This is a genomic window from Streptomyces sp. NPDC094147, from assembly GCF_044764265.1.
Classification (GTDB): domain Bacteria; phylum Actinomycetota; class Actinomycetes; order Streptomycetales; family Streptomycetaceae; genus Streptomyces.
On sequence record NZ_JBIWHT010000001.1, the window covers coordinates 411,553 to 433,596 of the forward strand.

20 protein-coding genes are annotated in these 22,044 nt (G+C 71.7%); 9 read left to right on the top strand and 11 right to left on the bottom strand.

The genetic code is table 11. The features are described from left to right. Window positions 1–244 precede the first annotated feature (244 nt). Window positions 245–1,441: a quinolinate synthase NadA gene (gene nadA, locus ACIQ8J_RS01910; protein WP_403263814.1), complete on the top strand. Its 1,197-nt coding sequence runs from the start codon at window positions 245–247 to the stop codon at window positions 1,439–1,441. 61 nt (window positions 1,442–1,502) lie between these two features. Here nadA and ACIQ8J_RS01915 read toward each other — a convergent pair whose 3' ends face one another. The 5 genes from ACIQ8J_RS01915 to ACIQ8J_RS01935 form a co-directional block, all read right to left on the bottom strand. Continuing rightward, window positions 1,503–4,622: an efflux RND transporter permease subunit gene (locus ACIQ8J_RS01915; protein ID WP_403263816.1), complete on the bottom strand. Its 3,120-nt coding sequence runs from the start codon at window positions 4,620–4,622 to the stop codon at window positions 1,503–1,505. A 204-nt stretch (window positions 4,623–4,826) separates the two neighbouring features. Continuing rightward, entirely contained in the window at window positions 4,827–5,513 is a 687-nt protein-coding gene (locus tag ACIQ8J_RS01920) for a response regulator (RefSeq protein ID WP_403263818.1), read from the bottom strand. Continuing rightward, window positions 5,510–6,727: a sensor histidine kinase gene (locus ACIQ8J_RS01925; RefSeq protein WP_403263820.1), complete on the bottom strand. Its 1,218-nt coding sequence runs from the start codon at window positions 6,725–6,727 to the stop codon at window positions 5,510–5,512. The genes ACIQ8J_RS01920 and ACIQ8J_RS01925 overlap by 4 nt, the downstream gene beginning before the upstream one ends. Before the next feature lie 96 nt (window positions 6,728–6,823). After that, window positions 6,824–7,102, bottom strand: a complete 279-nt coding sequence (locus ACIQ8J_RS01930) for a hypothetical protein (RefSeq protein ID WP_403263822.1) — start codon at window positions 7,100–7,102, stop codon at window positions 6,824–6,826. A 19-nt stretch (window positions 7,103–7,121) separates the two neighbouring features. Continuing rightward, entirely contained in the window at window positions 7,122–7,916 is a 795-nt protein-coding gene (locus ACIQ8J_RS01935; RefSeq protein ID WP_403263823.1) for a PspA/IM30 family protein, read from the bottom strand. 273 nt (window positions 7,917–8,189) lie between these two features. Here ACIQ8J_RS01935 and ACIQ8J_RS01940 point away from each other — a divergent pair, with 273 nt between their 5' ends. The 3 genes from ACIQ8J_RS01940 (at window position 8,190) to ACIQ8J_RS01950 (ending at window position 10,765) form a co-directional block, all read left to right on the top strand. Then, window positions 8,190–8,786: a DUF3043 domain-containing protein gene (locus tag ACIQ8J_RS01940; RefSeq protein WP_403263825.1), complete on the top strand. Its 597-nt coding sequence runs from the start codon at window positions 8,190–8,192 to the stop codon at window positions 8,784–8,786. Between the two features lie 86 nt (window positions 8,787–8,872). Beyond that, window positions 8,873–9,580, top strand: a complete 708-nt coding sequence (locus tag ACIQ8J_RS01945; protein WP_403265158.1) for a class I SAM-dependent methyltransferase — start codon at window positions 8,873–8,875, stop codon at window positions 9,578–9,580. 96 nt (window positions 9,581–9,676) lie between these two features. After that, a complete protein-coding gene (locus tag ACIQ8J_RS01950) occupies window positions 9,677–10,765 on the top strand; it encodes a S1C family serine protease (protein ID WP_403263827.1) in 1,089 nt (362 codons plus the stop codon). 39 nt (window positions 10,766–10,804) lie between these two features. Here the strand turns inward: ACIQ8J_RS01950 and ACIQ8J_RS01955 are convergent, their stop codons facing one another. After that, window positions 10,805–11,014: a hypothetical protein gene (locus ACIQ8J_RS01955; protein ID WP_403263829.1), complete on the bottom strand. Its 210-nt coding sequence runs from the start codon at window positions 11,012–11,014 to the stop codon at window positions 10,805–10,807. 79 nt (window positions 11,015–11,093) lie between these two features. Between ACIQ8J_RS01955 and ACIQ8J_RS01960 the strand changes: the two genes are divergently transcribed. From ACIQ8J_RS01960 to ACIQ8J_RS01975, 4 genes are all read left to right on the top strand, one after another. Continuing rightward, complete coding sequence (locus tag ACIQ8J_RS01960) at window positions 11,094–12,290, top strand: bifunctional adenosylcobinamide kinase/adenosylcobinamide-phosphate guanylyltransferase (RefSeq protein ID WP_403263830.1); 1,197 nt, start codon at window positions 11,094–11,096, stop codon at window positions 12,288–12,290. A gap of 30 nt (window positions 12,291–12,320) precedes the next feature. Then, window positions 12,321–13,406 carry a nicotinate-nucleotide--dimethylbenzimidazole phosphoribosyltransferase gene (gene cobT / locus ACIQ8J_RS01965; RefSeq protein WP_403263832.1) on the top strand — a complete coding sequence of 362 codons (1,086 nt, stop codon included), beginning with the start codon at window positions 12,321–12,323 and terminating at the stop codon, window positions 13,404–13,406. 81 nt (window positions 13,407–13,487) lie between these two features. After that, a complete protein-coding gene (locus tag ACIQ8J_RS01970; RefSeq protein WP_403263834.1) occupies window positions 13,488–15,257 on the top strand; it encodes a phosphatidylglycerol lysyltransferase domain-containing protein in 1,770 nt (589 codons plus the stop codon). Next, window positions 15,254–15,985 carry a hypothetical protein gene (locus ACIQ8J_RS01975; RefSeq protein WP_403263836.1) on the top strand — a complete coding sequence of 244 codons (732 nt, stop codon included), beginning with the start codon at window positions 15,254–15,256 and terminating at the stop codon, window positions 15,983–15,985. Before ACIQ8J_RS01970 ends, ACIQ8J_RS01975 begins: the two co-directional genes overlap by 4 nt. Here the strand turns inward: ACIQ8J_RS01975 and ACIQ8J_RS01980 are convergent. Continuing rightward, complete coding sequence (locus ACIQ8J_RS01980; RefSeq protein WP_403263837.1) at window positions 15,934–16,689, bottom strand: hypothetical protein; 756 nt, start codon at window positions 16,687–16,689, stop codon at window positions 15,934–15,936. The genes ACIQ8J_RS01975 and ACIQ8J_RS01980 overlap by 52 nt on opposite strands. Window positions 16,690–16,758: 69 nt before the next feature. Between ACIQ8J_RS01980 and cobS the strand changes: the two genes are divergently transcribed. After that, window positions 16,759–17,550 (top strand): adenosylcobinamide-GDP ribazoletransferase, encoded by a 792-nt coding sequence (gene cobS, locus ACIQ8J_RS01985; protein WP_403265161.1) that lies wholly within the window; start codon window positions 16,759–16,761, stop codon window positions 17,548–17,550. 3 nt (window positions 17,551–17,553) lie between these two features. Here cobS and ACIQ8J_RS01990 read toward each other — a convergent pair whose 3' ends face one another. From ACIQ8J_RS01990 to pelF, 4 genes are read right to left on the bottom strand one after another with little or no spacing between them, the layout of a single operon-like run. Beyond that, on the bottom strand, window positions 17,554–18,372 hold the full coding sequence (locus tag ACIQ8J_RS01990; protein WP_403263839.1) for an endo alpha-1,4 polygalactosaminidase: 819 nt from the start codon (window positions 18,370–18,372) through the stop codon (window positions 17,554–17,556). Continuing rightward, window positions 18,369–18,986, bottom strand: a complete 618-nt coding sequence (locus tag ACIQ8J_RS01995; protein WP_403263841.1) for a spherulation-specific family 4 protein — start codon at window positions 18,984–18,986, stop codon at window positions 18,369–18,371. Before ACIQ8J_RS01995 ends, ACIQ8J_RS01990 begins: the two co-directional genes overlap by 4 nt. Window positions 18,987–19,023: 37 nt before the next feature. Continuing rightward, the gene (locus ACIQ8J_RS02000) at window positions 19,024–20,463 is read right to left on the bottom strand and encodes a hypothetical protein (RefSeq protein WP_403263843.1); all 1,440 of its coding nucleotides are present in this window, start codon (window positions 20,461–20,463) and stop codon (window positions 19,024–19,026) included. After that, on the bottom strand, window positions 20,460–22,010 hold the full coding sequence (gene pelF, locus ACIQ8J_RS02005) for a GT4 family glycosyltransferase PelF (RefSeq protein ID WP_403263844.1): 1,551 nt from the start codon (window positions 22,008–22,010) through the stop codon (window positions 20,460–20,462). Before pelF ends, ACIQ8J_RS02000 begins: the two co-directional genes overlap by 4 nt. Between the last annotated feature and the right edge of the window lie 34 nt (window positions 22,011–22,044).

Consider the following 22,044-nt stretch of genomic DNA (forward strand, 5'->3'; position numbering starts at 1 on the left):
ACCGCAGGGGCCCCGGATTCATTCCGGGGCGGCGCTTGTCTTTCCGTTCTGTCTTCGTGCGTTCCCTTTCATGCTCGCACACCGCAACGCACGTGGGGAAAGGGCTGTGGACAAGCTCTTGGCGGATGCGTCACATCGACACTATGGCCATCGTCAAAGTGACGTGAAGCAGTTATGATAGATAGCGTCATTTAGACGAAAAGGCCTGTCCCAGGCTCGCCGCAGAAAAGAAAGGGTGCGTGACGTGACCACCGCCCAGCCCCGTGACCTCGACGTCCAGCCGACGCCGCTCGCTCTGCTGCTGCTCGGCCGCGAGGCCGACCCCAGGAGCGAGCGCGGCGTGGAGTGTCCCGGCGACCTTCCTTCGCCCTCCGACCCGGACCTCGTGGCGCGCGCCCGCGCCGCCAAGGCGAAGCTCGGGGACAAGGTCTTCATCCTCGGGCACCACTACCAGCGCGACGAGGTCATCGAGTTCGCCGATGTGACGGGCGACTCGTTCAAGCTGGCCAAGGACGCGGCCGCCAGGCCCGAGGCCGAGTACATCGTGTTCTGCGGCGTGCACTTCATGGCCGAGTCCGCGGACATCCTGACCGGTGACGACCAGAAGGTCGTCCTTCCCGACCTCGCGGCGGGCTGCTCGATGGCCGACATGGCCACCGCCGAGCAGGTCGCCGAGTGCTGGGACGTGCTGACCGAGGCCGGCATCGCCGAGCAGGTCGTACCCGTCTCGTACATGAACTCCTCCGCCGACATCAAGGCCTTCACCGGCAAGCACGGCGGCACGATCTGCACCTCCTCCAACGCCGAGCGCGCCCTGAACTGGGCGTTCGAGCAGGGAGAGCCCTCGACGACGAAGGTCCTGTTCCTGCCGGACCAGCACCTGGGCCGCAACACCGCCGTACGCGATCTCGGCCTGTCCCTCGACGACTGCGTGCTCTACAACCCGCACAAGCCGAACGGCGGGCTCACCGTCGAGGAGCTGCGCGCCGCCAAGATGATCCTGTGGCGCGGGCACTGCTCGGTGCACGGCCGGTTCTCGCTGGACTCGGTGAACGACGTACGCGAGCGGATCCCGGGTGTGAACGTCCTCGTCCACCCCGAGTGCAAGCACGAGGTGGTGACCGCGGCGGACTACGTGGGCTCGACCGAGTACATCATCAAGGCCCTGGAGGCCGCTCCGCGCGGCTCGAAGTGGGCGATCGGCACCGAGCTGAACCTGGTGCGGCGCCTGGCCAACCGGTTCGCCGCCGAGGACAAGGAGATCGTCTTCCTCGACAAGACGGTCTGCTTCTGCTCGACCATGAACCGCATCGACCTCCCTCACCTGGTGTGGACGCTGGAATCGCTCGCCGAGGGCAAGCTGATCAACCAGATCCAGGTCGACCGGGAGACCGAGAGCTTCGCGAAGCTGGCCCTCGAAAGGATGCTGGCCCTGCCGTAGCCCCCTGACACGACGAAGGCCGCCCCCTTGCCGGGGGCGGCCTTCGTCGTGCGGGCGCCGGTCAGGCGTTGGCCGGCTCCAGCTGGTCGGAGTCGTCCGACGGGGCCGGGAGCCCCGCCTTCCTGGCGCGCCTGGCCGCCTTCTTCTTGGCCTTGCGCTCCTTGCGGAGCTCGACCATCGCGTAGAGGGTCGGGACCAGGAGCAGGGTGAGCAGCGTCGACGTCACCAGACCGCCGATCACCACGACCGCCAGCGGCTGGGCGATGAAGCCGCCCTCGCCCGTGATGCCCAGCGCCATCGGGAGCAGCGCGAAGATGGTCGCCAGGGCGGTCATCAGGATCGGGCGAAGGCGGTGGCGACCGCCCTCGACGACCGCCTCGACGACGCCGAGACCCTGCCTGCGGTACTGGTTGATCAGGTCGATCAGGACGATCGCGTTGGTCACCACGATGCCGATCAGCATCAGCATGCCGATCATCGCCGGGACGCCCATCGGGGTGCCGGTGGCGATCAGCAGACCGATCGCGCCGGTCGCCGCGAACGGGATGGAGACCAGCAGGATCAGCGGCTGGATCAGGGACTTGAACGTGGCGACGAGCAGCATGAAGACGATCGCGATCGCCGCCAGCATCGCCAGGCCCAGGTTCTTGAACGCGTCCGACTGGTCCGAGGAGACACCGCCGATGGAGGCGGTGGCGCCGGACGGCAGCTTCAGGTCCTTGATCTTGGCCTGGAGGTCGGTGCTGACCTTGCCGGTGTTGTCGCCGACCGGCTTGGCCGTGATGGTCGCGGAGCGGGCCCCGTCGATCCGGGTCATGGAGACCGGACCGGGAACCAGCTTCACCTCGGCGATGTCACCGAGCTTGACCGGGCCGAGGACGAGATTCTTGAGCTGGTCCACCGTCGTGGCCGGGTTGGCCGACGTGATGTACACATCGCGCTCGGAGTCGCCCATGACCGCCTTGGCGACCTGGGTGCCGCGCACCTGCTGGGCGACGGCCGCGCCGAGCGTGGCCTGGTTGAAGCCCGCGTCGGCCGCCTTGTCGTTGGGCTGGACCGAGACCCGGGGCACGCTCTGCGCCAGGTCGCTCTGGACGTCGCTGACGTCCTTGAGACCCGCGACCGCCTGACGGACCTGCTCGGAGGCCTGCTTCAGGACGTCCGCGTCGGCCGCCTTGACGACCACGCTCAGGTTCTGGCTGCCGAAGCCGCCACCGGCCGAGACGGCCGGGTGGCCCGGCTGGTCCTTGAGGGCCGCCTGAAGGCGGTCGTGCGCCTTGTTGTAGTCGCCCGCGCTCTTCAGCGTCACCGTGTACGAGGCCTGGTTGGCGCCGGTGCCGCCGCCGAAGGCCGCCATGAAGCCGGAGGAGCCGACGGTGACCTGGTAACTCTTGACGGCCGGGTCGGCGGCGAGGATCTGCTCGACCTTCTTCGACGCGGCGTCCGCGGCGTCCAGGCTGGTGCCCGGCGGCAGCTCCTGCTTGATCGAGAGGGTGTCCTGCTCGCCCTGGTCGAAGAAGTTGGTCTTCAGCAGGCCGGCCATCCCGAACGTACCGACCAGGATGACGACCGCGAGCACCACGCTGGTGATGCGGCGGCGGGTCGCGAAGCGGAGCACCGGGACGTACATCCGCTGGAGCCGGGACCTGGTCTCCTTCTCCTCGGCCCTGCGGCGCGCCTCGTCCGGGTCGATGCCCGCGATCGCCTTCGGCGCGCGCAGGAACCAGTACGACAGGACCGGGACCACCGTCAGGGAGACGAGCAGCGAGGCGAGCAGGGCGGCGGTGACCGTCACGCTGAAGGAGCCGAAGAGCTCGCCGACCATGCCGCCGACCAGACCGATCGGCAGGAACACCGCGACCGTGGTCAGCGTGGAGGAGGTGACCGCGCCGGCGACCTCCTTGACCGCGGAGAGGATCGCCGACTGGCGCTCCTCTCCGTAGCCGAGGTGCCGCTTGATGTTCTCCAGGACCACGATCGAGTCGTCGACGACCCGCCCGATCGCGATCGTCAGCGCGCCGAGGGTGAGCATGTTGAGCGAGTAGTCCCCGGTCCACAGCACGATCAGGGCGAGGACGACGGACAGCGGGATGGAGACCGCGGTCACCAGGGTGGAGCGGACCGAGGCCAGGAAGAGCAGGATCACGATCACCGCGAAGAGCAGGCCGAGCGCGCCCTCGGTGGTCAGACCCGAGATGGCCTTGGAGACCTGCGGGCCCTGGTCAGAGACCACGGTGAGCTCCGCGCCGGAACCGAGGTCCTTCTTCAGGCCGGGCAGCTTGTCCTTGACGGCCTGGGAGATCGCGACGGCGCTGCCGTCGTGGTCCATCGTGGCCATCACGGCGAGGCTGGGCCTGCCGTTGGTCCGGGTGATGGAGACCCGCTTCGAGGGCTCCTGCTTGACGGTGGCGATGTCGCCGAGGCGGACCGGGGCGCCCTCCTTAGGCTTGATCCGCAGGTCCTCGATCTGCTTGACGGAGGTGTAGGGGCCGCCGACCTGGACCGTACGGCTCTTGCCGTCCTCGGAGAACGAGCCGCCGGGGACGGTCGCGCCGCCCGCCTTCAGGGCGTCGCCGAGCGCCATGGTGTCGAGCCCGGCCGCGGCGAGCTTCCTGGCGTCGGGCGTGACATCGACCTGGAGGGCCTGGACGCCGTCGACGCTGACCCGGCCCACGCCCTTGATGTCCTGGAGGACCGGGACGACGGTGCGGTCGAGCTGGTCGGCGAGGGCCTGCTGGTCCTTGTCGGAGGTGACGGCGAGCACCACGGTCGGCATGTCGTCGGTGGAGCCGGCCACGACCTGCGGGTCGACGTCCGAAGGCAGCTGGTTACGGGACCGGTTGACGGCCTGCTGGATGTCGGCGACGAGCTGCTTCGTACCGGTGCCGTACTCGAAGGTCGCCATGATCACGGCATTGCCCTCGGACGCCGTGGACGTGATGCCCTTGACCCCGCTGACGGCCTTGATGTTCTTCTCAAGCGGCTCGACGACCTGCTTCTCGACCACGTCGGGGGACGCGCCCTGGTAGGGGGCGAGCACCGACACCATCGGCAGTTCGATGGTGGGCAGCAACTGCTGCTTGAGCTGCGGTATGGCGATCGCCCCGAAGACGATCGCGACGATCGACATCAGGCCTATCAGGGCCCGTTGTGCGAGGCTGAATCTGGACAGCCAGGACATGGGTGGGGTCTCTCTTCTGTGGCGTGCGAGCGGCGATACCCAGCAGGAGGGGCAGGCGGCCGACCCGTGCCATGCGGCGCATCACCCGGGAAGACCCGGCCCCCACCCACAACCCTCGGCCATGGGGCGGGTCCGATTCCTCGCTCGCAGGTGCCCTTCCTTATCCCGCGCATACCGCAGCCGCAGTACGCCGCGCTCCACCCTTCAGTCCACCCGTGGGCGGACGAGTCCCGATTCGTACGCGATGACCACCAATTGGGCGCGATCGCGGGCGCCCAATTTGGCCATCGCACGGTTCACATGGGTCTTGACGGTGAGCGGGCTGACGGCGAGGCGCTCGGCGATCTCGTCGTTGGAGTGGCCGCCCGCGACCTGGACCAGGACCTCGCGTTCGCGGACCGTGAGCGCGGCGAGCCGCTCGCCGTGCCGCCGCGGGTCCTCGCCGCCGTCCCAACTGCCGCCCTGCGCAAGGAAGGTGGTGATCAGCCCCTTGGTCGCGGCCGGGGACAGCAGTGCCTCACCGGCCGCCGCGACCCGGATCGCGCCGAGCAGTTCCTCGGGCTCCGCGCCCTTGCCGAGGAAGCCCGAAGCGCCGGCCCGCAGCGACTGCACGACGTACTCGTCGACCTCGAAGGTCGTCAGCATCACCACGTGGACGGCGGCCAGCGCGGGATCCGCGGTGATGGCGCGGGTGGCGGCGAGGCCGTCGGTGCCGGGCATCCGGATGTCCATCAGGACGACGTCCGGGAGTGTCGCGTGGACCACGTCCACGACCTCGGCGCCGTCGGCCGCCTCCCCCACGACCTGCATGTCCGGCTCGGAGTCGACCAGGACGCGGAAGGCCGAGCGCAGCAGCGCCTGGTCGTCGGCGAGTACCACCTTGATCGTCATGTGCTGCCTTCCCCCTGGGCCCCGCTCCCCGTGGCCTTGACCGGAAGTATCGCCTGCACGCGGAAGCCGCCGCCGTAGCGGGGCCCCGCGGTGCAGCGGCCGCCGAGGGCGCTGACGCGCTCGCGCATGCCGAGCAGGCCGTGGCCGCCGCCCTCGCTCCCGCCGGTGCCGGTGCCGTTGTCGATGACGGTGATCTCGGTGTTCGGGCCGACCCGCACGATGCTCACCTCGGCCTTGGCGCCGGGCCCCGCGTGCTTCTGGACGTTGGTGAGCGCCTCCTGGATCACCCGGTACGCGGCGAGGTCCACGGAGGCGGGCAGCGGGGAGTGGTCGGCGCGGGCCAGTTCCACGGGCAGCCCGGCCCGCCGGAAGCCGCCGAGCAGATCGTCGAGGACGGCGAGGCCCGGGGCCGGTTCGGTGGGCGCCGCCGGGTCGCCGGACTGGCGCAACAGGCCGACGGTGGCGCGCAGTTCACCGAGCGCGGACCGGCTCGCCTCGCGGACGTGCGCGAGGGCCTCCTTGGCCTGGTCGGGCCGTTTGTCCATGACGTGGGCGGCGACGCCGGCCTGGACGTTGACGAGGGCGATGTGGTGGGCCACCACGTCGTGGAGGTCACGGGCGATCCGCAGCCGTTCCTCGGCGACCCGGCGCCGGGCCTCCTCCTCGCGGCCGTGTTCGGCCCGCTCGGCGCGCTCCCGGATGGCGTCGACGAAGGCGCGCCGGCTGCGCACCGCGTCGCCGGCGGCCGCGGCCATGCCGGTCCAGGCGAAGATCCCGAGGTGTTCCTGGGAGTACCAGGGCGGGGTGCCGAAGAGCATCGCCGTACCGGTGAGGACGGCGATGGTGAGCACACCGACCCGGTAGGTGGTGGGGCGGTCGGTGTGGGCGGCGACCGTGTACAGCGCGACGACGGCGCTCATCGCGACGGGCGCGGGCGGCGCGCCCAGACCCAGCTCGACCGTGGCGAGGGCACTGGTACAGGACAGCACCGCCATGGGCCGGCGCCGCCGCAGTACGAGGGCGGCCGCGGCCAGTGTCATCAGGACGAGTGAGCGGAGCCCCGGCGTGCGGGTGCCGAAGGTCGGGCCGTTGGGTCCGTGCGGGTCGGCGAAGGAGCTGACGACCATGCAGAGCAGTACGCCGAAGGCGAGAGCGGCGTCGAGGGCCAGCGGATGCGCCTTGAGCCAGGGGCGGGCACGGTCTGCGAGGGTCACGGTCACCTACCGTAGAACGGGCCCGCGCCCCCGGCCCCGTCGGAGCCCGTGCCGAAACCCCGCCGCGGACCCGGGCGGGGTGTGGACACCGGCTCCTCAGCCCGGGATGAGGCCGTCGTCGCTGAGCATCTCCCGCACCTCGTCCAGGGTCGCGTCCGGTCCCGGGAGGATCAGCTCGGACGGCTCCAGGGCCTCGTCCGGGAGGGGCTCGCCCAGGCGGCGGACCGCGTCGAGGAGCGCACCGAGGGTGCGGCGGAAGCCCTCCTCGTCCCCGGCCTCCATCTCGGCGAGCAGCTCGTCGTCAAGCTTGTTGAGCTCGGTGAAGTGGCTGTCCGCCAGCTTCACCTGCCCCTCCCCCATGATCCGGACGATCATGAACGTCTCCTGCCGCTCGTCACTGCTTGTCGAAGCGCGGGCTCTGCTGCGGGGCCTTGTCCTGAGGAGCGGCGGCGCCGCCCTCGATGGCCTGCTTTCCGGCGGCTCCGCCACCCATCAGCTCGGCCTTCATCCGCTGCAGTTCCAGCTCTACATCCGTACCACCGGACAGCCGGTCCAGCTCGGTCTGGATGTCGTCCTTGGCGAGCCCCGACTGGTCGTCGAGGGCGCCGGAGGCAAGCAGTTCGTCGATCGCGCCGGCCCGCGCCTGGAGCTGCGCGGTCTTGTCCTCGGCCCGCTGGATGGCGAGGCCGACGTCACTCATCTCCTCGGAGATGCCGGAGAAGGACTCGGCGATCCGGGTCTGCGCCTGGGCCGCCGTGTAGGTGGCCTTGATCGTTTCCTTCTTCGTACGGAAGGCGTCGACCTTGGCCTGGAGGCGCTGGGCCGCAAGGGTGAGCTTCTCCTCCTCGCCCTGGAGGGTCTGGTGCTGCGTCTCCAGGTCGGTGACCTGCTGCTGCAGCGAGGCACGGCGGGACAGGGCCTCGCGGGCCAGGTCCTCGCGGCCGAGCGACAGGGCCTTGCGCCCCTGGTCCTCCAGCTTGGAGGACTGGCTCTGGAGCTGGTTGAGCTGCAGCTCCAGACGCTTGCGGGAGGTCGCCACGTCGGCGACGCCCCGGCGCACCTTCTGGAGCAGCTCAAGCTGCTTCTGGTACGAGTAATCGAGGGTCTCGCGAGGGTCCTCGGCCCGGTCAAGGGCCTTGTTCGCCTTCGCGCGGAAGATCATCCCCATACGCTTCATGACACCGCTCATGGGCTTCGCGCGCCCCCTTCTGACGGACTCCAGCTCCAGCTTGCAACAGAACCCACAGTACGGGCCCTGCATCCATTACCGCACTGTTCGGGCAACGATGCGCTCATCCCCAAGGACGACTACGCTCCGCGCCGATCAGGCGCAAGGAGTAGGCGACCCCCGGGAAACCATGCATGTCGCACGCTCGCTCCCGACGGTACAGACGCAAGGCGTTGTGGGATCGTTCCCCACCGGCCTGGGGTCCATGCGCCGCACCCCGTACCCTTGGGGATTGTGTTCCGTAGCCGTTCCAACGAAGAGAAGGCCCCCACCGACAAGGTGACGGCGGACCTCTCCAAGCAGCCCCGCGACCCCGAGGCCCCCAAGGGGCGCCCCACTCCCAAGCGGAGTGAGGCCCAGACTCAGCGCCGCCGTGCCTCGACCGTGCCGACCGACCGCAAGGAGGCCGCCAAGCGCCAGCGCGAGGCGCGCCGGATCGACATGGCCAAACAGCGCGAGGCGCTCGCCAACGGCGACCAGCGCTATCTCCCGGCCCGCGACAAGGGTCCGGTGCGCAAGTTCGTCCGCGACTACGTCGACTCCCGGTTCTCGATCGCCGAGATGTTCCTGCCGCTCGCGGTGATCATCCTGGTCCTTTCGATGATCCGCGTCGGCAGCCTGCAGAACCTTTCGCTGCTGCTGTGGCTCGCGGTGATCGTGCTGATCGTCCTCGACTCGATCGGGCTCGCCTTCCGGCTGAAGAGGGCGCTGGCCGCCCGCTTCCCGGACGAGCCGAAGAAGGGCGCCGTCGCCTACGGCCTGATGCGCACGCTCCAGATGCGCCGACTGCGACTGCCGAAGCCGCAGGTCAAGCGCGGAGAGCGGCCCTGAACCCGGATGTGTCCGGGTTCGGCGGCGCCTCCGATGCCTGGCTGAAGGGTCTCGGCGGGCTGCGCAACACCGTCCGCCAGGAGCTCGTGGCCCGTCAGCTGGACGAGCAGATAGCGGGCCGCTTCCCGGTGGGCCAGCGCCTGCGGATCCTGGACGTCGGCATGGGCCAGGGCACGCAGGCCCTGCGGCTGGCCCGTGCCGGGCACTCCGTGACGGGCCTGGAGTCCGACGCGGAGATGCTCAAGGTGGCGCGCGAGGCGCTCGCCACCGAACCCGAGGGCATCCGCGAGCGGGTCCGGCTGATCGAGGGCGACGGCCGCGAGACCGGCGTGCACTTCCTGCCGGGCTCCTTCGACGTGGTGCTCTGCCACGGCGTCCTGATGTACGTCCAGGAACGGGACGCGATGCTCGCGGGCCTGGCCCGGATGCTCGCCCCGGGCGGGCTGCTCTCGCTGCTCGTGCGGAACGCGGACGCGCTGGCCATGCGGTCCGGGCTCGCCGGGGACTGGCCGGGCGCCCTGTCGGCCTTCGACACGGACTCGTACACCAACCGCCTGGGCCTCGTGGTGCGGGCCGACCACCTCGCCGCGCTGACCCGCACGCTCGCCGGGATCGCGGCGCCGCTGCACGTCTGGTACGGGGTGCGGGTGTTCACCGACAACGCGCCGAACGACGCGCAGCTGCCCGCCGCCGACGAGCTGGAGCAGCTCCTCGCAGCCGAGGACCGGGCCGGCCGCACCGACCCCTACCGCCAGGTCGCGGCCCTGCTGCACCTGTTCGGCGTACGGGGCTGAGGCAGGGCAACCGCCGAGCGGGCCCCGCCCGGCGTCCCGGTACCTGATCGGTCCCGTCAACAGGACGCCAAATCGGACCAAAGGGATAATCCTGCCATGGATGCATCCCTTCGCCGCAGCCGGGTGCGCCGCGCGGCGCCGGTCCTGAGCGCCGCCGTCGCGATCGCCGCGCTCCTCGGCGGCTGTTCGCGGTCCGGCTCCGCGGTGCCGAAGGGATCGCCGAGCCCGTCGGCGTCGAGCGTCCAGAACAGCGGACCCGTCACCGACTCGCTGCAGAGCGACTACCAGCGGGTCATCAAGAACGTGCTGCCGTCCGTCGTGCAGATCGACGCGACCGCCGGCCTCGGGTCGGGGATCGTCTACGACACCCAGGGGCACATCGTCACCAACGCCCATGTCGTGGGCAACGAGCGGACCTTCAAGGTCTCGGCCTCCGGCAGCAGTTCGGCCGTCCTCGCGCGGCTGGTCGCGGCCTACCCCGAGCAGGATCTCGCCGTGATCAAGCTCGACTCGGTGCCGGGCGGGCTGAAGGCGGCCAGGTTCGGCGACTCCTCGAAGGTCGAGATGGGGCAGATCGTCCTTGCCATGGGCTCGCCGCTCGGCCTGTCCTCCAGCGTCACCCAGGGCATCGTCTCGGCGACCGGCCGCACCGTCTCGGAGGGCCGGGGCGGCGGCGGTACCGGCGCGACCATCGCCAACATGGTGCAGACCTCGGCCGCGATCAACCCCGGCAACAGCGGCGGCGCCCTGGTCAACCTCGACAGCGAGGTGATCGGCATCCCGACGCTCGCCGCGACCGACCCGGACATGGGCGGCAGCGCGGCCCCCGGCATCGGCTTCGCGATCCCGGTGTCGATGGTGAAGACGGTCGCCGACCAGATCATCAAGAGCGGCAAGGTCACCGACTCCGGGCGGGCCGCGCTCGGCATCACCGGACGCACCGTCGTCGACAGCGGCTACCAGCCGGCGGGCGTCGCGATCGTGGACGCCAACGCGAAGGGCGCCGCGGCCAAGGCGGGCCTGAAGGCGGGCGACATCATCATCAGGGCCGGCGGCACCGACATCACCACGATCACCTCGCTGACGGAGGCGCTGGCCGCGGACAAACCCGGGCAGAAGATCCAGGTGACGTACATCCGCGACAGGGTGAAGAAGACCGCCGAGGTCACGCTCGGCGAGGTCTGAGCCGGGCCGGGGGCGCCGTCCGCGCCCCCGGCCGGATCGTCAGACCTGTTCGGCGTGCAGGCTCATCGGGCCGTAGATCTGGGTGCTGTCCTCGAAGAGGAAGACCTGGTCGGCGCCGCCTTCGAGCAGGTCCTTCCACACCTCGCCGATCCAGGACTCCGCGTCGCCCTGGGTCGTGAACTCCTCCGGCGCCACCGCCGGCTCGACCTCCGTACCGTCCGACTTCTCGAAACGCCACGTCCACGCCATGTCCGCCTCCTGGGTCACGTTGCTGCCCGCAGCGTAACCGGGCGCGCAAGAGGGCCGGTGACGCGGGAGGATCGACCCTGTGGAACTGACTCTCCTCGGCACCGGGGCCCCCACCGGGCTGCCGCGCCCCGACTGTCCCTGCGCCGCGTGCGCCGTCGCCCGCGGCAGCGGGGTGCGTGCCGCGACCGCCCTGCTCGTGGACGGCGCCCTGCTGCTCGACCTCACCCCGGGCGCGGCGCTGGCCGCCGCCCGTGCCGGGCACTCGCTGGCGGGTGTGCGGCAGGTGCTGCTCACCCATCCGCACACCGGGCCCGCCATGGAGCTGCCCGCCGGGCTGCCCGCGGCCGGACGGGTGCCGGACGGCCGCAGGCTGACGCTGATCAGCGGCCACCGGGTGCTGGCCGTGCCGCTGGACTCGCCGGGGACGGGGTACGAGGTGACCTCGCCGGAGGGCGAACGGCTGCTGTACCTGCCGCCGGGCGGCGCGCCCGCGGGCCCCGCCGAGGTGCGCCCGTACGACATGGTGGTGGCCGATGTCGCGGGGCGCCCCGACGCGCTGGCGCGGCTGCGGGCGGCGGGCGGCATCGGGCCGGCCACCGATGTGATCGCCGTGCACCTCGACCACGACGTGCCGCCCGGCCGGGAGTTGGCGCGGCGGCTCGCGGCGCTGGGCGCCCGCGCGGTGCCGGACGGCACGACGCTGGTGGTCGGCGAGTACCACGCGGTGCCCGATGTGCCGCGCCGCACGCTGGTCCTGGGCGGCGCGCGGTCGGGGAAGTCGGTGGAGGCCGAGCGGCGTCTGGAGGGCTTCCCGCAGGTCGTGTACGTCGCGACGGGCGGCTCCCGGAGCGGGGACGCGGAGTGGGCCGCGCGGGTCGGCCTGCACCGCGAGCGCCGCCCCTCCTCGTGGCGCACCGAGGAGACCTGCGAGCTGGCGCAGCTCCTCGACGAGCAGGGGCCGCCGCTCCTGATCGACTGTCTGGCGCTGTGGCTGACCGACGCGATGGACCGGGTCGGCGCGTGGGACGACGAGAAGTGGGCGGCGGGCGGCGAGCGGGCGCTGAAGGAGCGTACGGCCGAACTGGTCGCGGCGGTGCGCGGCACCTCGCGGACGCTGGTCGCGGTGAGCAACGAGGTGGGGTCGGGCGTGGTGCCGGCCACCTCGTCGGGGCGGCGGTTCCGGGACGAACTGGGGCGTCTGAACGCGGCGTTCGCGGCCGAGTGCGAACAGGTGCTGCTCGTCGTCGCGGGGCAGGCACTCGCACTGCGCGGCTGACGGCGGCGCGCTGCCGGTACTGTTCGGCAGATGAGCAGGCTGAACCTGGACGACTTCTCCGATCTGATCGAACGCCCCGACAACGGTGTGCGGCGGGACGCCGAGGAACGCCGGGAGCGGCTGACCGTGCCGCCCGGCGCGCTCGGCCGCCTGGACGAGCTGGCCACCTGGCTGTCGGCGGCGCAGGGCGCCAGCCCGGTCCGGTCCGTCGAACGGCCCCGCGTGATCCTCTTCGCGGGCGACCACGGCGTGGCCGAACTGGGCGTCTCGGCCCGCCCGGCGGGCTCCGCGCACACCCTCGTACGCTCCGTCCTGGACGGCGCGAGCCCGGTCGCGGTGCTCGCCCGCCGCCAGGGCGCCTCCGTGCGGATCGTCGACGCGGGTCTGGACTGCGACCCCGGGCTGCTGCCCGAGGACGTCGTACGCCACCGGGTGCGGCGCGGCAGCGGCCGCATCGACGTCGAGGACGCGCTCACCGTGGAGGAGGCTGAGGCGGCCGTACGGCTCGGCATGAAGATCGCCGACGAGGAGGCCGACTCCGGCACCGACCTGGTGGTGCTCGGCGACCTCAGCGTGGGCGGCACCACCCCCGCGGCCGTGCTGATCGCGGCGCTTTGCGGCACCGACGCCTCGGTGGTCACCGGCCGCGGCGGCGCCGGGATCGACGACCTGGCGTGGATGCGCAAGTGCGCCGCGATCCGGGACGCGCTGCGCAGGGCCCGGCCGGTTCTCGGCGACCAGCTGGAACTTCTGGCCGCGGTGGGCGGCGCGGACCTTGCCGCCACCACCGGTTTCCTGCTGCAGTGTGCGGTGCGCAGACTGCCGGTGATCCTGGACGGGGTCGTCGCGTCGGCCTGTGCGCTGGTGGCCCAGCGGGCGGCCTTCCGGGCTCCGGAGTGGTGGCTGGCGGGCCAGTTGAGCGGCGAGCCGGGCCAGGCGAAGGCGCTGGACCGGATGGCACTCAACCCTCTGCTCGATCATGGCGTCACAGTGGGCGAAGGAACCGGGGCACTGCTCGCGCTTCCCCTCGTACAAGCCGCGGCCGCACTGGCCGCGGAGCTGCCCGAGCGCACCGACCGGCGCGCGGAGAGCGCGGAGGAGAGCGGCGACGCGTGAGCCGCGGTAGGGCCGGGGGGCTCCCCCCCGGCTCCACCCGCGTCCACTGTGAAACGCTTTGCCCCCATATCATCGCGTTTCATGGGAGAAGTCCGCTTGAGCACCACCGAAGGAACGATCCGGAGCACCCCCCGGTCGCGGCGCAGCATGGCGTTCGCCGTCTGGTACCTGCGCGTCGTGACGTTCATCAATTTCCTGAGCGCCGTATGGGTCACCCTCGGCCAGGGACTTCGGCGGCACAACACGGACGACTATTTCACGCCGTATCTGCTCGAAGCCGGATTCACCTCCGGCATCGTCACACTGTTCCTCGCGGTCACCATGCGGCGGCGCAAGCGCGCCGCCTGGATCCTCAACATCATTCTCGGCGGGCTCTTCTTCCTGCTCTTCGCGTTCGCCATGGCGTTCCCGGAGATCCACCGCTACGCGCAGAACTGGGTCTCCCTCGCACTGACCGCGGCCTTCGTGCTCGCGCTGCTGCTGGGCCGCCGGGAGTTCTACGCCAAGGGCGACCGCTCCAACCCGCTGGCCGCGGTCGCGACCGCCGTCGGCGGCCTGCTGGTCACCTCGCTGTGCGCGGCGGTCCTGGTCAGCGCCACCAACACCTATGACGGCACCGACCACTCCACCTTCCTGCAGCGCTGGCGCTACGGCGTGATGCGGCTGGTGTTCCTGGTCCCCGACGACCGGCACACCCAGGGCATCACCACCCCGGGCTGGGTCAACGTCACCATCAACGTCCTCGCCACCCTGCTCCTGATCGCGGTCATCTACGCGGCCTTCCGCAACCGCAGGGCCGTCGACCCGCTCACCGTCGAGGACGAGGAGAAGCTGCGCGCGCTCCTCGACAAGCAGGGCGAGCGCGACTCCCTCGGCTACTTCGCGCTGCGCCGCGAGAAGGCCGTCATCTGGTCCCCGACCGGCAAGGCCGCCGTCACCTACCGGGTGATCAACAGCGTCTCGCTGGCCTCCGGCGACCCGATCGGCGACCCCGAGGCCTGGCCGGGCGCGATCGAGCCGTGGCTCGCCGAGGCCCGTGCGCACGGCTGGATCCCGGCGGTGACCGGCGCCAGCGAGGAGGCCGGGCAGATCTATGCCCGGCACGGCCTGGACGCCCTGGAGATGGGCGACGAAGCGATCGTGGAGACCGCCGAGTTCACCCTGGAGGGCCGCGCGATGCGGACCGTGCGCCAGGCGTACAACCGGGTGAAGCGGGCCGGGTACGAGGTGCGGATCCGGCGGCACGCGGACATCCCCGCCGAGGAGATGGCCGAACTCCTGCGCAAGGCCGACGACTGGCGCGACGGCGCCACCGAGCGCGGCTTCTCGATGGCGCTCGGCCGGCTCGGCGACCCCGCCGACGGCCAGTGCATGATGCTCGAATGCTTCGACGGCGACGGCGAGTTGAGGGCGCTGCTCAGCTTCGTGCCATGGGGACCGAACGGAGTCTCGCTCGATCTGATGCGCCGTGACCGGGACTCCGAGAACGGTCTGATCGAGTTCATGGTGATCGAACTCCTGCAGCGCGCCCGGGAGATCAAGATCACTCAGGTCTCACTGAACTTCGCGATGTTCCGCTCCGTCTTCGAGCGCGGCTCGAAGCTCGGGGCAGGACCCGTGCTGAGGCTGTGGCGCTCGCTCCTCAGCTTCTTCTCCCGCTGGTGGCAGATCGAGTCGCTGTACCGGTCCAATGCCAAGTACCGGCCGATCTGGGAGCCGCGGTTCACCTTGTTCGAGAAGAGTGCAGACCTGCCACGGATTGCCATCGCATCCGCGCGCGCCGAAGGATTCCTGGAAGCCCCGGGCCTGCCCAAGTGGCTGCACCGCAGGCACCTGGAGTCGCAGAGATGAGCAAGGGGGCCAAGGGGGCGCTGCGCCGGTTCGCCGAGCGCGAGTGGGGCCCGCTGTACAAAACCGTGAAGTACGCGCTGCACACGCAGCGTTGGCGGGCTATCCCGCTGGCCCTCTCGGCGGTCCTGCTGACCGCGGTCTTCCAGATCGTCCAGAACCAGTCCTGGGGCTTTCGGCCGGTGCAGATCATCGGCTCGGTGAAGGCCGAGTACCCGCTGTGGCTCTCGCTGCTGCGCACCCCGCTGTCGCTCTTCGTGCCGGCCCTCGACCTGCCGGTGTGGGGCGCGCTCGGCCAGCTCCTCGTGGTGTTCGGCATCGCGGAGATCTGCATCGGCCGGGCCCGGATGCTGCTCATCGCGTACGCGGCGACGCTGGCCGGGACCATGTACGCGCGGGTCGGCATCGCGATCGGCCCGGACAGCGTCTTCGGGCTGCCCGCCGCCTCCGCCCGGATGGTCGACACCGGCCCCTCGGCGGCGGTGGTGGCCCTCGCGGTGTACGTGTGCTGGCGCTACCGGGCGTACTGGACGGCCGGCGCCGTGGTGCTCGCGATGATCATCGAGGTGGTCCTGAAGAACAACCTCGCGGGCAAGGAGCACATCGCGGCCCTCGTCGCGGTGGCGGTGCTCTGCTGGATCACCTGGGTACGGCAGAAGCGGCGGCGCCGCCGGCATGATCAGGGGCGGCGCACCGAGCGCCTGTCGGGTGCGCCGCCGATCCAGTCCTGAAACCGGCGGCGCGGCAGGGACCAGCGCCGGTCGTGGCGGTAGGCCCTGAGCCCGGCCTTGGCCCTGGCGCGCGGCCGGTTCCGGTAGAAGCGCTGCGCCCAGGGGGACTCCGGCCGGGCCAGCCGGATCGCGCCGACCAGCGCCACGAACGGCACGAACGTGCCGATCATCGCGAGCCGCACCTTGCCCTTGAACAGCGCGATCAGCACGAAGCAGAAGTTGATCGCGAGCGTGGTGATGAAGGACCCCCGGTTGTGCCGCTCGGCGGGGGTCACGTCGTTGACGCCGAGCGGTGAGAACCCGGCGAGCACCAGCGTCATGAGGGCCGCGGCCATCACCACGATCTCGACGCTCTTGCGCCCGTTCTCGCTCCAGTACACGTCGTCCAGATGCAGGATCAGCGCGAACTCGTCCAGGACCAGGCCCGCGCCCGTCCCGAACAGCACGGCGAACACGGCCGCCGCGATCCCGTGCCGGCCGCTGCCGACCGCCCCGAACCCGCCGATCATGGTGAGGACGACCCCGGGCACCACATGGTGGATGTGCAGTCCGCCGGGCCTGATGTTGCGGAACGGGCCCCGTCCGGCCCGGATCAGCCGCGTGATGGAGCGGGTGACCAGGAACGTCAGGACGAAGGCGGTCAGTGCGAGCAGCATGGGGAGCTTGCCCGGCTCGGTGATGTTCCGGTAGAACCAGTGACCCATCCCACCCGCTCCTGTTTGCGCTGGTATGCGCAATTTACCGCCGTCGGGGGGCGGTCCGCTCGGGATACCCTGCGCCGGGTGAACCCCAGCAAGGCCCTGCACGGCGTACGTTTCGCCTTCGGCACCCTCACCGTCTTCCCCGCCCGCATCACGCGCTGGGACCGCACCACCGCCCGCGCCGGGATGACGCTCGCCCCGCTGGCCGGGCTCGCCGTCGGCCTGTGCGCGGCGGCCGCGGGCGCGGGGTTCTGGCTGCTGGGTTCGGGTCCACTGCTCGCGGCGGTGGTGACCGTGGCGGCGCCCGCCCTGCTCACCCGGGGTCTGCATCTGGACGGCCTGGCGGACGTGGCCGACGGCCTGGGCAGCGCCAAGCCCGCCGAGGACGCGCTGCGCATCATGAAGCGCTCCGACATCGGCCCCTTCGGCGTCGTCAGTCTCCTCTTCTTCCTGCTCGCCCAGACCGCCGCGCTGTCCCGGCTGTACGAGGACGGCTGGGCCCGGGGTGCCGCGGCCGCCGTCGTCTGCGCCGTGGCCGCCCGCACCGCGCTCACCCTGGCCTCCCGGCGCGGGGTCCCGGCGGCCCGCCCGGACGGGCTCGGCGCGGTGGTGGCGGACACGGTGCCGCGGCGGCGCGCGGTCACGGTGGCCGCCCTGGTGACGGCGGCCGCGGCGGCGGCGGGCCTGCTCTTCGCGCCCTGGTCCGCGCTGCACTTCGCCCTCGCCGTACCGGCCGGGCTCGCGGTCTCGCAGGTACTGCTGCGACGCTGCGTGCACAGGTTCGGCGGGGTGACGGGCGATGTGTTCGGGGCGGTCGCGGAGACCGCGACCACGGTGACGCTGGTCGCGCTCGCCCTCGGCTGACGCTCAGCAGGCCTGACGCCACTCCTTCAAGTCGAGCTTCTTCGCCATCGAACTGAGGCCCAGCTGCTTGGACTCGGCGCAGAACCGGGCCGGCGGGAGCTGGTACTCGACGTGGAAGACGGCCTTGCCGGCCCGGACGAACGGCGTGAGCCTGTCGCACTCGCCGTACTGGGCGCACTGTTCGTTGACCGCGAAGTCGAAGTGGGCGAGCAGCTGCGGGATCTGGTCGAGGTCGTTCTTCAGGCCGACGGCGAGCCCCCGGTCGTGGGCCAGCCTGGCGACGAGCTCGTTGTACTTGAGCTGGTCGGCCGCCTTGAGCGGGAAGCCGGTGTCATTGGCGTAGCCGTCCATGTTGTCCGGCTCGACCGCGTCGAAGCCCTTGGCCCTGCACAGGTCGAGGCGCTTGGCGATCAGCGGGCCGAGCACGTCGGTGCGGCGGATGTCGAGCCAGCGCTCGCCGTCCCAGCCGTTGCCCTTGCCGAGCACCGACTTGGGGAACTCCTTGGCGTCGGGCCGCCAGTCCTCCCAGGCGCCCGTCGAGGTGTAGCAGATGACCTTGCGGCCCCTGCGGTGCAGATCGGCGACGGCCGCCGCGGACTGGTCGAAGGCGTCGATGTCGTACACCTGGACGTCGACGGCCGGGTCGAGCTTGCCCTTGAGCTGCCACTGCCAGGTCGTCCCCGGCTTGGGCTGCCAGTGCGGGCCCGAGGGCGCGGGCGGCGGCCCGGTGTCCGCGCCGTCCCCCTCGTCGGGTCCGGACGGTGAGCTGGTGCAGGCCGCCAGCAGGAGCAGCGGGACCAGCAGCCAGGGTGCGCGTTTCACGGGGCGGGCTCCAAGCGGTGCGGCAACGTGCCCCAGGGGTGCGGCAGTTGACCGGGGACGAGGCAGTGGACCGGGGCCTGGGCGACCGCGTCGGGCGGGGCGCCGTAGACCAGGTGGCAGGTGTCGGGCGCGGCGGGGCCGGTGGGCCGGTAGGCGGACCAGGGCCCCTCGAAGGTGACCAGGAGATCGCCGATCCGGGCATAGCCGGGGTGCGGCTGGGCGCCGTGGTTGAGGACGAGCGTGACGTAGGTGTCGTACGTGGCGGCGAGCGCGGCCCGCAGGTCCGCGTAGTACGGCAACTGCTCGGCGGAGGTGGCCGTCTGGTCGAGGAAGACGCCGTGCACCCCGTACCAGGCGCGGTGGCGGGCCGCCTCGCGCACCACGTCCTGCGGCGGGCGCCGGCCGTACGCCGTGTCCACGTAGCCGAGCACCCGCACGCCCGCCGAGCACAATCGCGCGGCCACCGCAGCGAACGCCGTGTCGGGTGAACTCCCCGCGCCGCTGGCCGGGTTGAGGACGACCCCGTACAGCGAGGGCGCGGCGGCTATCAGCGCCTCCCAGGCGTCGGGGCGCTCGGCCGGATGCTCGTAGTAGGGCACCAGCAGCTTGCTCATGTACGTCCTCGCAACGTGCTCACTCCGCTCGACGGGCTCATGGGCGGTGGGCGGTCGCCCTTCCCAGTACGACACAGACCAGCGCGGCCAGCAGCGCGGCCGCCGCCCCCGACACCACCAGGCCGGTCTGCGGTGGTGCGCCCAGGGCCAGCGCCAGGGTCTGGGCGGCGGCCGCCGCGCAGCACACCAGGGCCGCGCCCGGCGCCGCCCCGAACGACTGGAGCAGCAGCCCGGTCCACAGCACCGCGCCGATGAGCAGCAGCGTCGCCAGGCGGAGTCCGCCCAGCGGCGGGGCGGCCGGCCAGAGCCCGGTGCCAAGGGCCGCGAGGGCGGCCAGGACCACCAGGTAGGCACCGAGGCACACGGTCACGGTGACGGCGACCGAACGGCGGAACCCCCGCGCGCTGGAGGCGGTCCGCAGCCCGGCCAGGCTCCGGGCGCGGAAGCGGTACAGGAGCCATTCGGCGGGCCCCATGCTGAGGGTCAGCGCTATCGCCGACGGCCCGGCCACCGAGCCCACCGAGCCGTGCCGGAAGACGTCGCCGAGCGCCGCGTACAGCACGAGCACGCCCGCGCCGAGTCCGAACAGGCCGTACGGGAGCGAGGCGGTCGGCCGGGGTGACACGGCGCCGCGCGCACGGGGTCCGGCGGCCGGCCCGCGCAGCGCGCGCACGGCCAGGGTCACCGCCGCCGCCAGCGAGACGAGCAGCAGGGCCGGACCGGCGGCGGACGGCAGTCCGGGCACGGCGCCGAGCGTCATGGGCAACAGGGCCAGGAACAGGGCGCGTTCGCGGCCGAGGACGAGCAGGACGGTGGCGGCGGCCAGATAGCCGGACTGGCCGGCGGCGAACGCGGCGGCGCTCAGCTCGTCGGTCCCGGAGACCGCGACCGCGGCGAGGGCGCCGAGAGCGGCGCCGAGCGGGGCGCCCCGGCGCAGGGCGCGGACGGCGGCGGGGCGGTCGGCGAGGCTGAGCCAGGAGTGGGCGCGGTGCGAGAGCGACTGGTTCCACACCCAGCCGGTGACCGCACCGGCGAGCAGCGGGATCGTTCCGGCGGGCAGCCCGAGGGTGCTGCGGTGGTCGCCGGCGAGCAGCGGCGCGCCCAGGACGTAGGCGAGTCCGGGCAGGGCGAAGACGAGACCGCGCAGGAGGCAGCCGGCGAGGTGGGCGTGCCAGGGTTCGGCGGGCGGGGCGGGGGCCGCGGGATGGCGGCGCTCGACCCGGCCGTAGAGCTCCTCGGCGAGCGAGAAGGAGTCGGGGTGCCCGTAGACGGCTCTTATCCGGTCGTCGGTCATGCCGTCGGACTCGATGATCGCCGCTATCTCGTCCGGGTGGACGGCCGCGGCTATCAAGTCCTCAAGACGGGTGGCGAGTTCGGCGAGGGGATCGCCCTCGGGCACGCGGGACAGTCGCTGGCGCGGGATGAAGGGCAGGGTGTCCTGCCCTTCGTCCCGGCCGATCCAGAGGGAGCCGCTCACCGGGGCGACCCGCCGAGCGGGCTGCGGCGGGCTTCGTCGGACAGCTCGCGGTACCAGGGGCCGGTGAGTTGCAGGGTCCACTCGTCCTCGGGTGTGAACCCGGCCTGGAACGGCTCGGGTTCGGGGTGTCCGGCGAGTTCGAGGTAGATGCGGCGGAAGCCGTCCACCGAGCGGTGCAGGGTGAACTCGTCGATCACCCTCTGGCGGCCGGCGGCACCGAGTTCGGCCCGCCTCTCGTGGTCACGGAGCAGCCCGATGGCGGCCTCGGCCATGACGGCGGGCTCTCTGGGCGGCACCACGAGCCCCGCGTCGCCAGCCGCCTCCCGTACGCCTCCGACGTCCGTGGACACGGTGGCCCGGCCGCAGGACATCGCCTCGATCAGCGAGAACGGGAAGCCCTCGCTGATGCTGGAGAGCATCACCACGCTGCCCGAGGCGTAGGCGCTCGCCACGTCGCTGACCCGGCCTTCGTAGGAGATGCCGTCGGTGACGCCGAGTTCGGCGGCCAGCTTCTCCAGGCGGGTCTTGTAGTCCTCGCCGCCGGCCGGCACACCCCCGTACAACCGCAGCCGGGTGTCGGGGAGTTCGGCGCGCACGATGGCGTACGCGCGGATCAGGGTCTCCAGGTCCTTGATGGGGTCGATGCGTCCGCACCAGCTCAGGGTGGGGACGGCCGGGTCGGGCCCGGCGTGCGGGAAGAGGTCGGGGTCGACGCCGTTGTAGACGGTGCGGATCCGCTCGGACGGGGCGCCGCCGCGCTCCTCCCAGCGGCGGTTGTACTGGTTGCACGGGGTGATGAGGTCGGCCTTGCGGTAGCCCAGGGAGTTGAGCTCCCGGTAGAAGCTCAGGACCACCGACTTCACCGGCCAGCTCTGCTCGCCGGTGCGGTAGCCGAGGTAGCGCTCGCGCAGGTAGATGCCGTGCTCGGTGAGGAGGAACGGCACCCCGTCGAAGTGCTGCGCGGCGAGCGCGGGCAGCGTGGCGAGGCCGCTGCTGACCGCGTGCGCCACGCTGTCCGCCGGAATGCGGGCGGACAGCGGGCGCAGTGCGTGTTCCAGGAGGTCGGTCGCCGTCAGGGCGTCGTGCACGGTCGGCTTCGCCCTGGACAGTGCCAGGTGCGGCATGGTCCAGATCCACATCAGCGACTTCAGCGCCGCTTCGGAGCGGAGCGCCGCCGAGAGCCGCCCGGCCCGCGCCAGTTCCGCCAGGCCGAACAGGGCCGAGGCGAAGTCGCAGCCGGACTCCGGGTCGAGCATGGCGAGCAGGAAGCGCTCGTAGGTGTCGGTGAACCGGCGCCTTTCCTTGCCGAGGAGCGGCCTGCGCCTGCCGGGCTGCGGTCCCCACAGGGGGAAGGCAGTGTGCCGGTAGACGTTGGCCGGGAGCTCCCAGGTGACCGGCTCGCGGCCGCTGCCGGTGAGGGCGACGACATTGAAGTCGACCTCCGGCATGCCGCGTACGAGCTGGTCGCACCAGGTGCTCACGCCCCCGTGGATATGCGGATATGTGCCTTCCGTGAGCATGGTGACATGACGGCCACTGCTCGGCATGAATGTCCCCCCAGGACAAGCGGTCGTGCGCGAC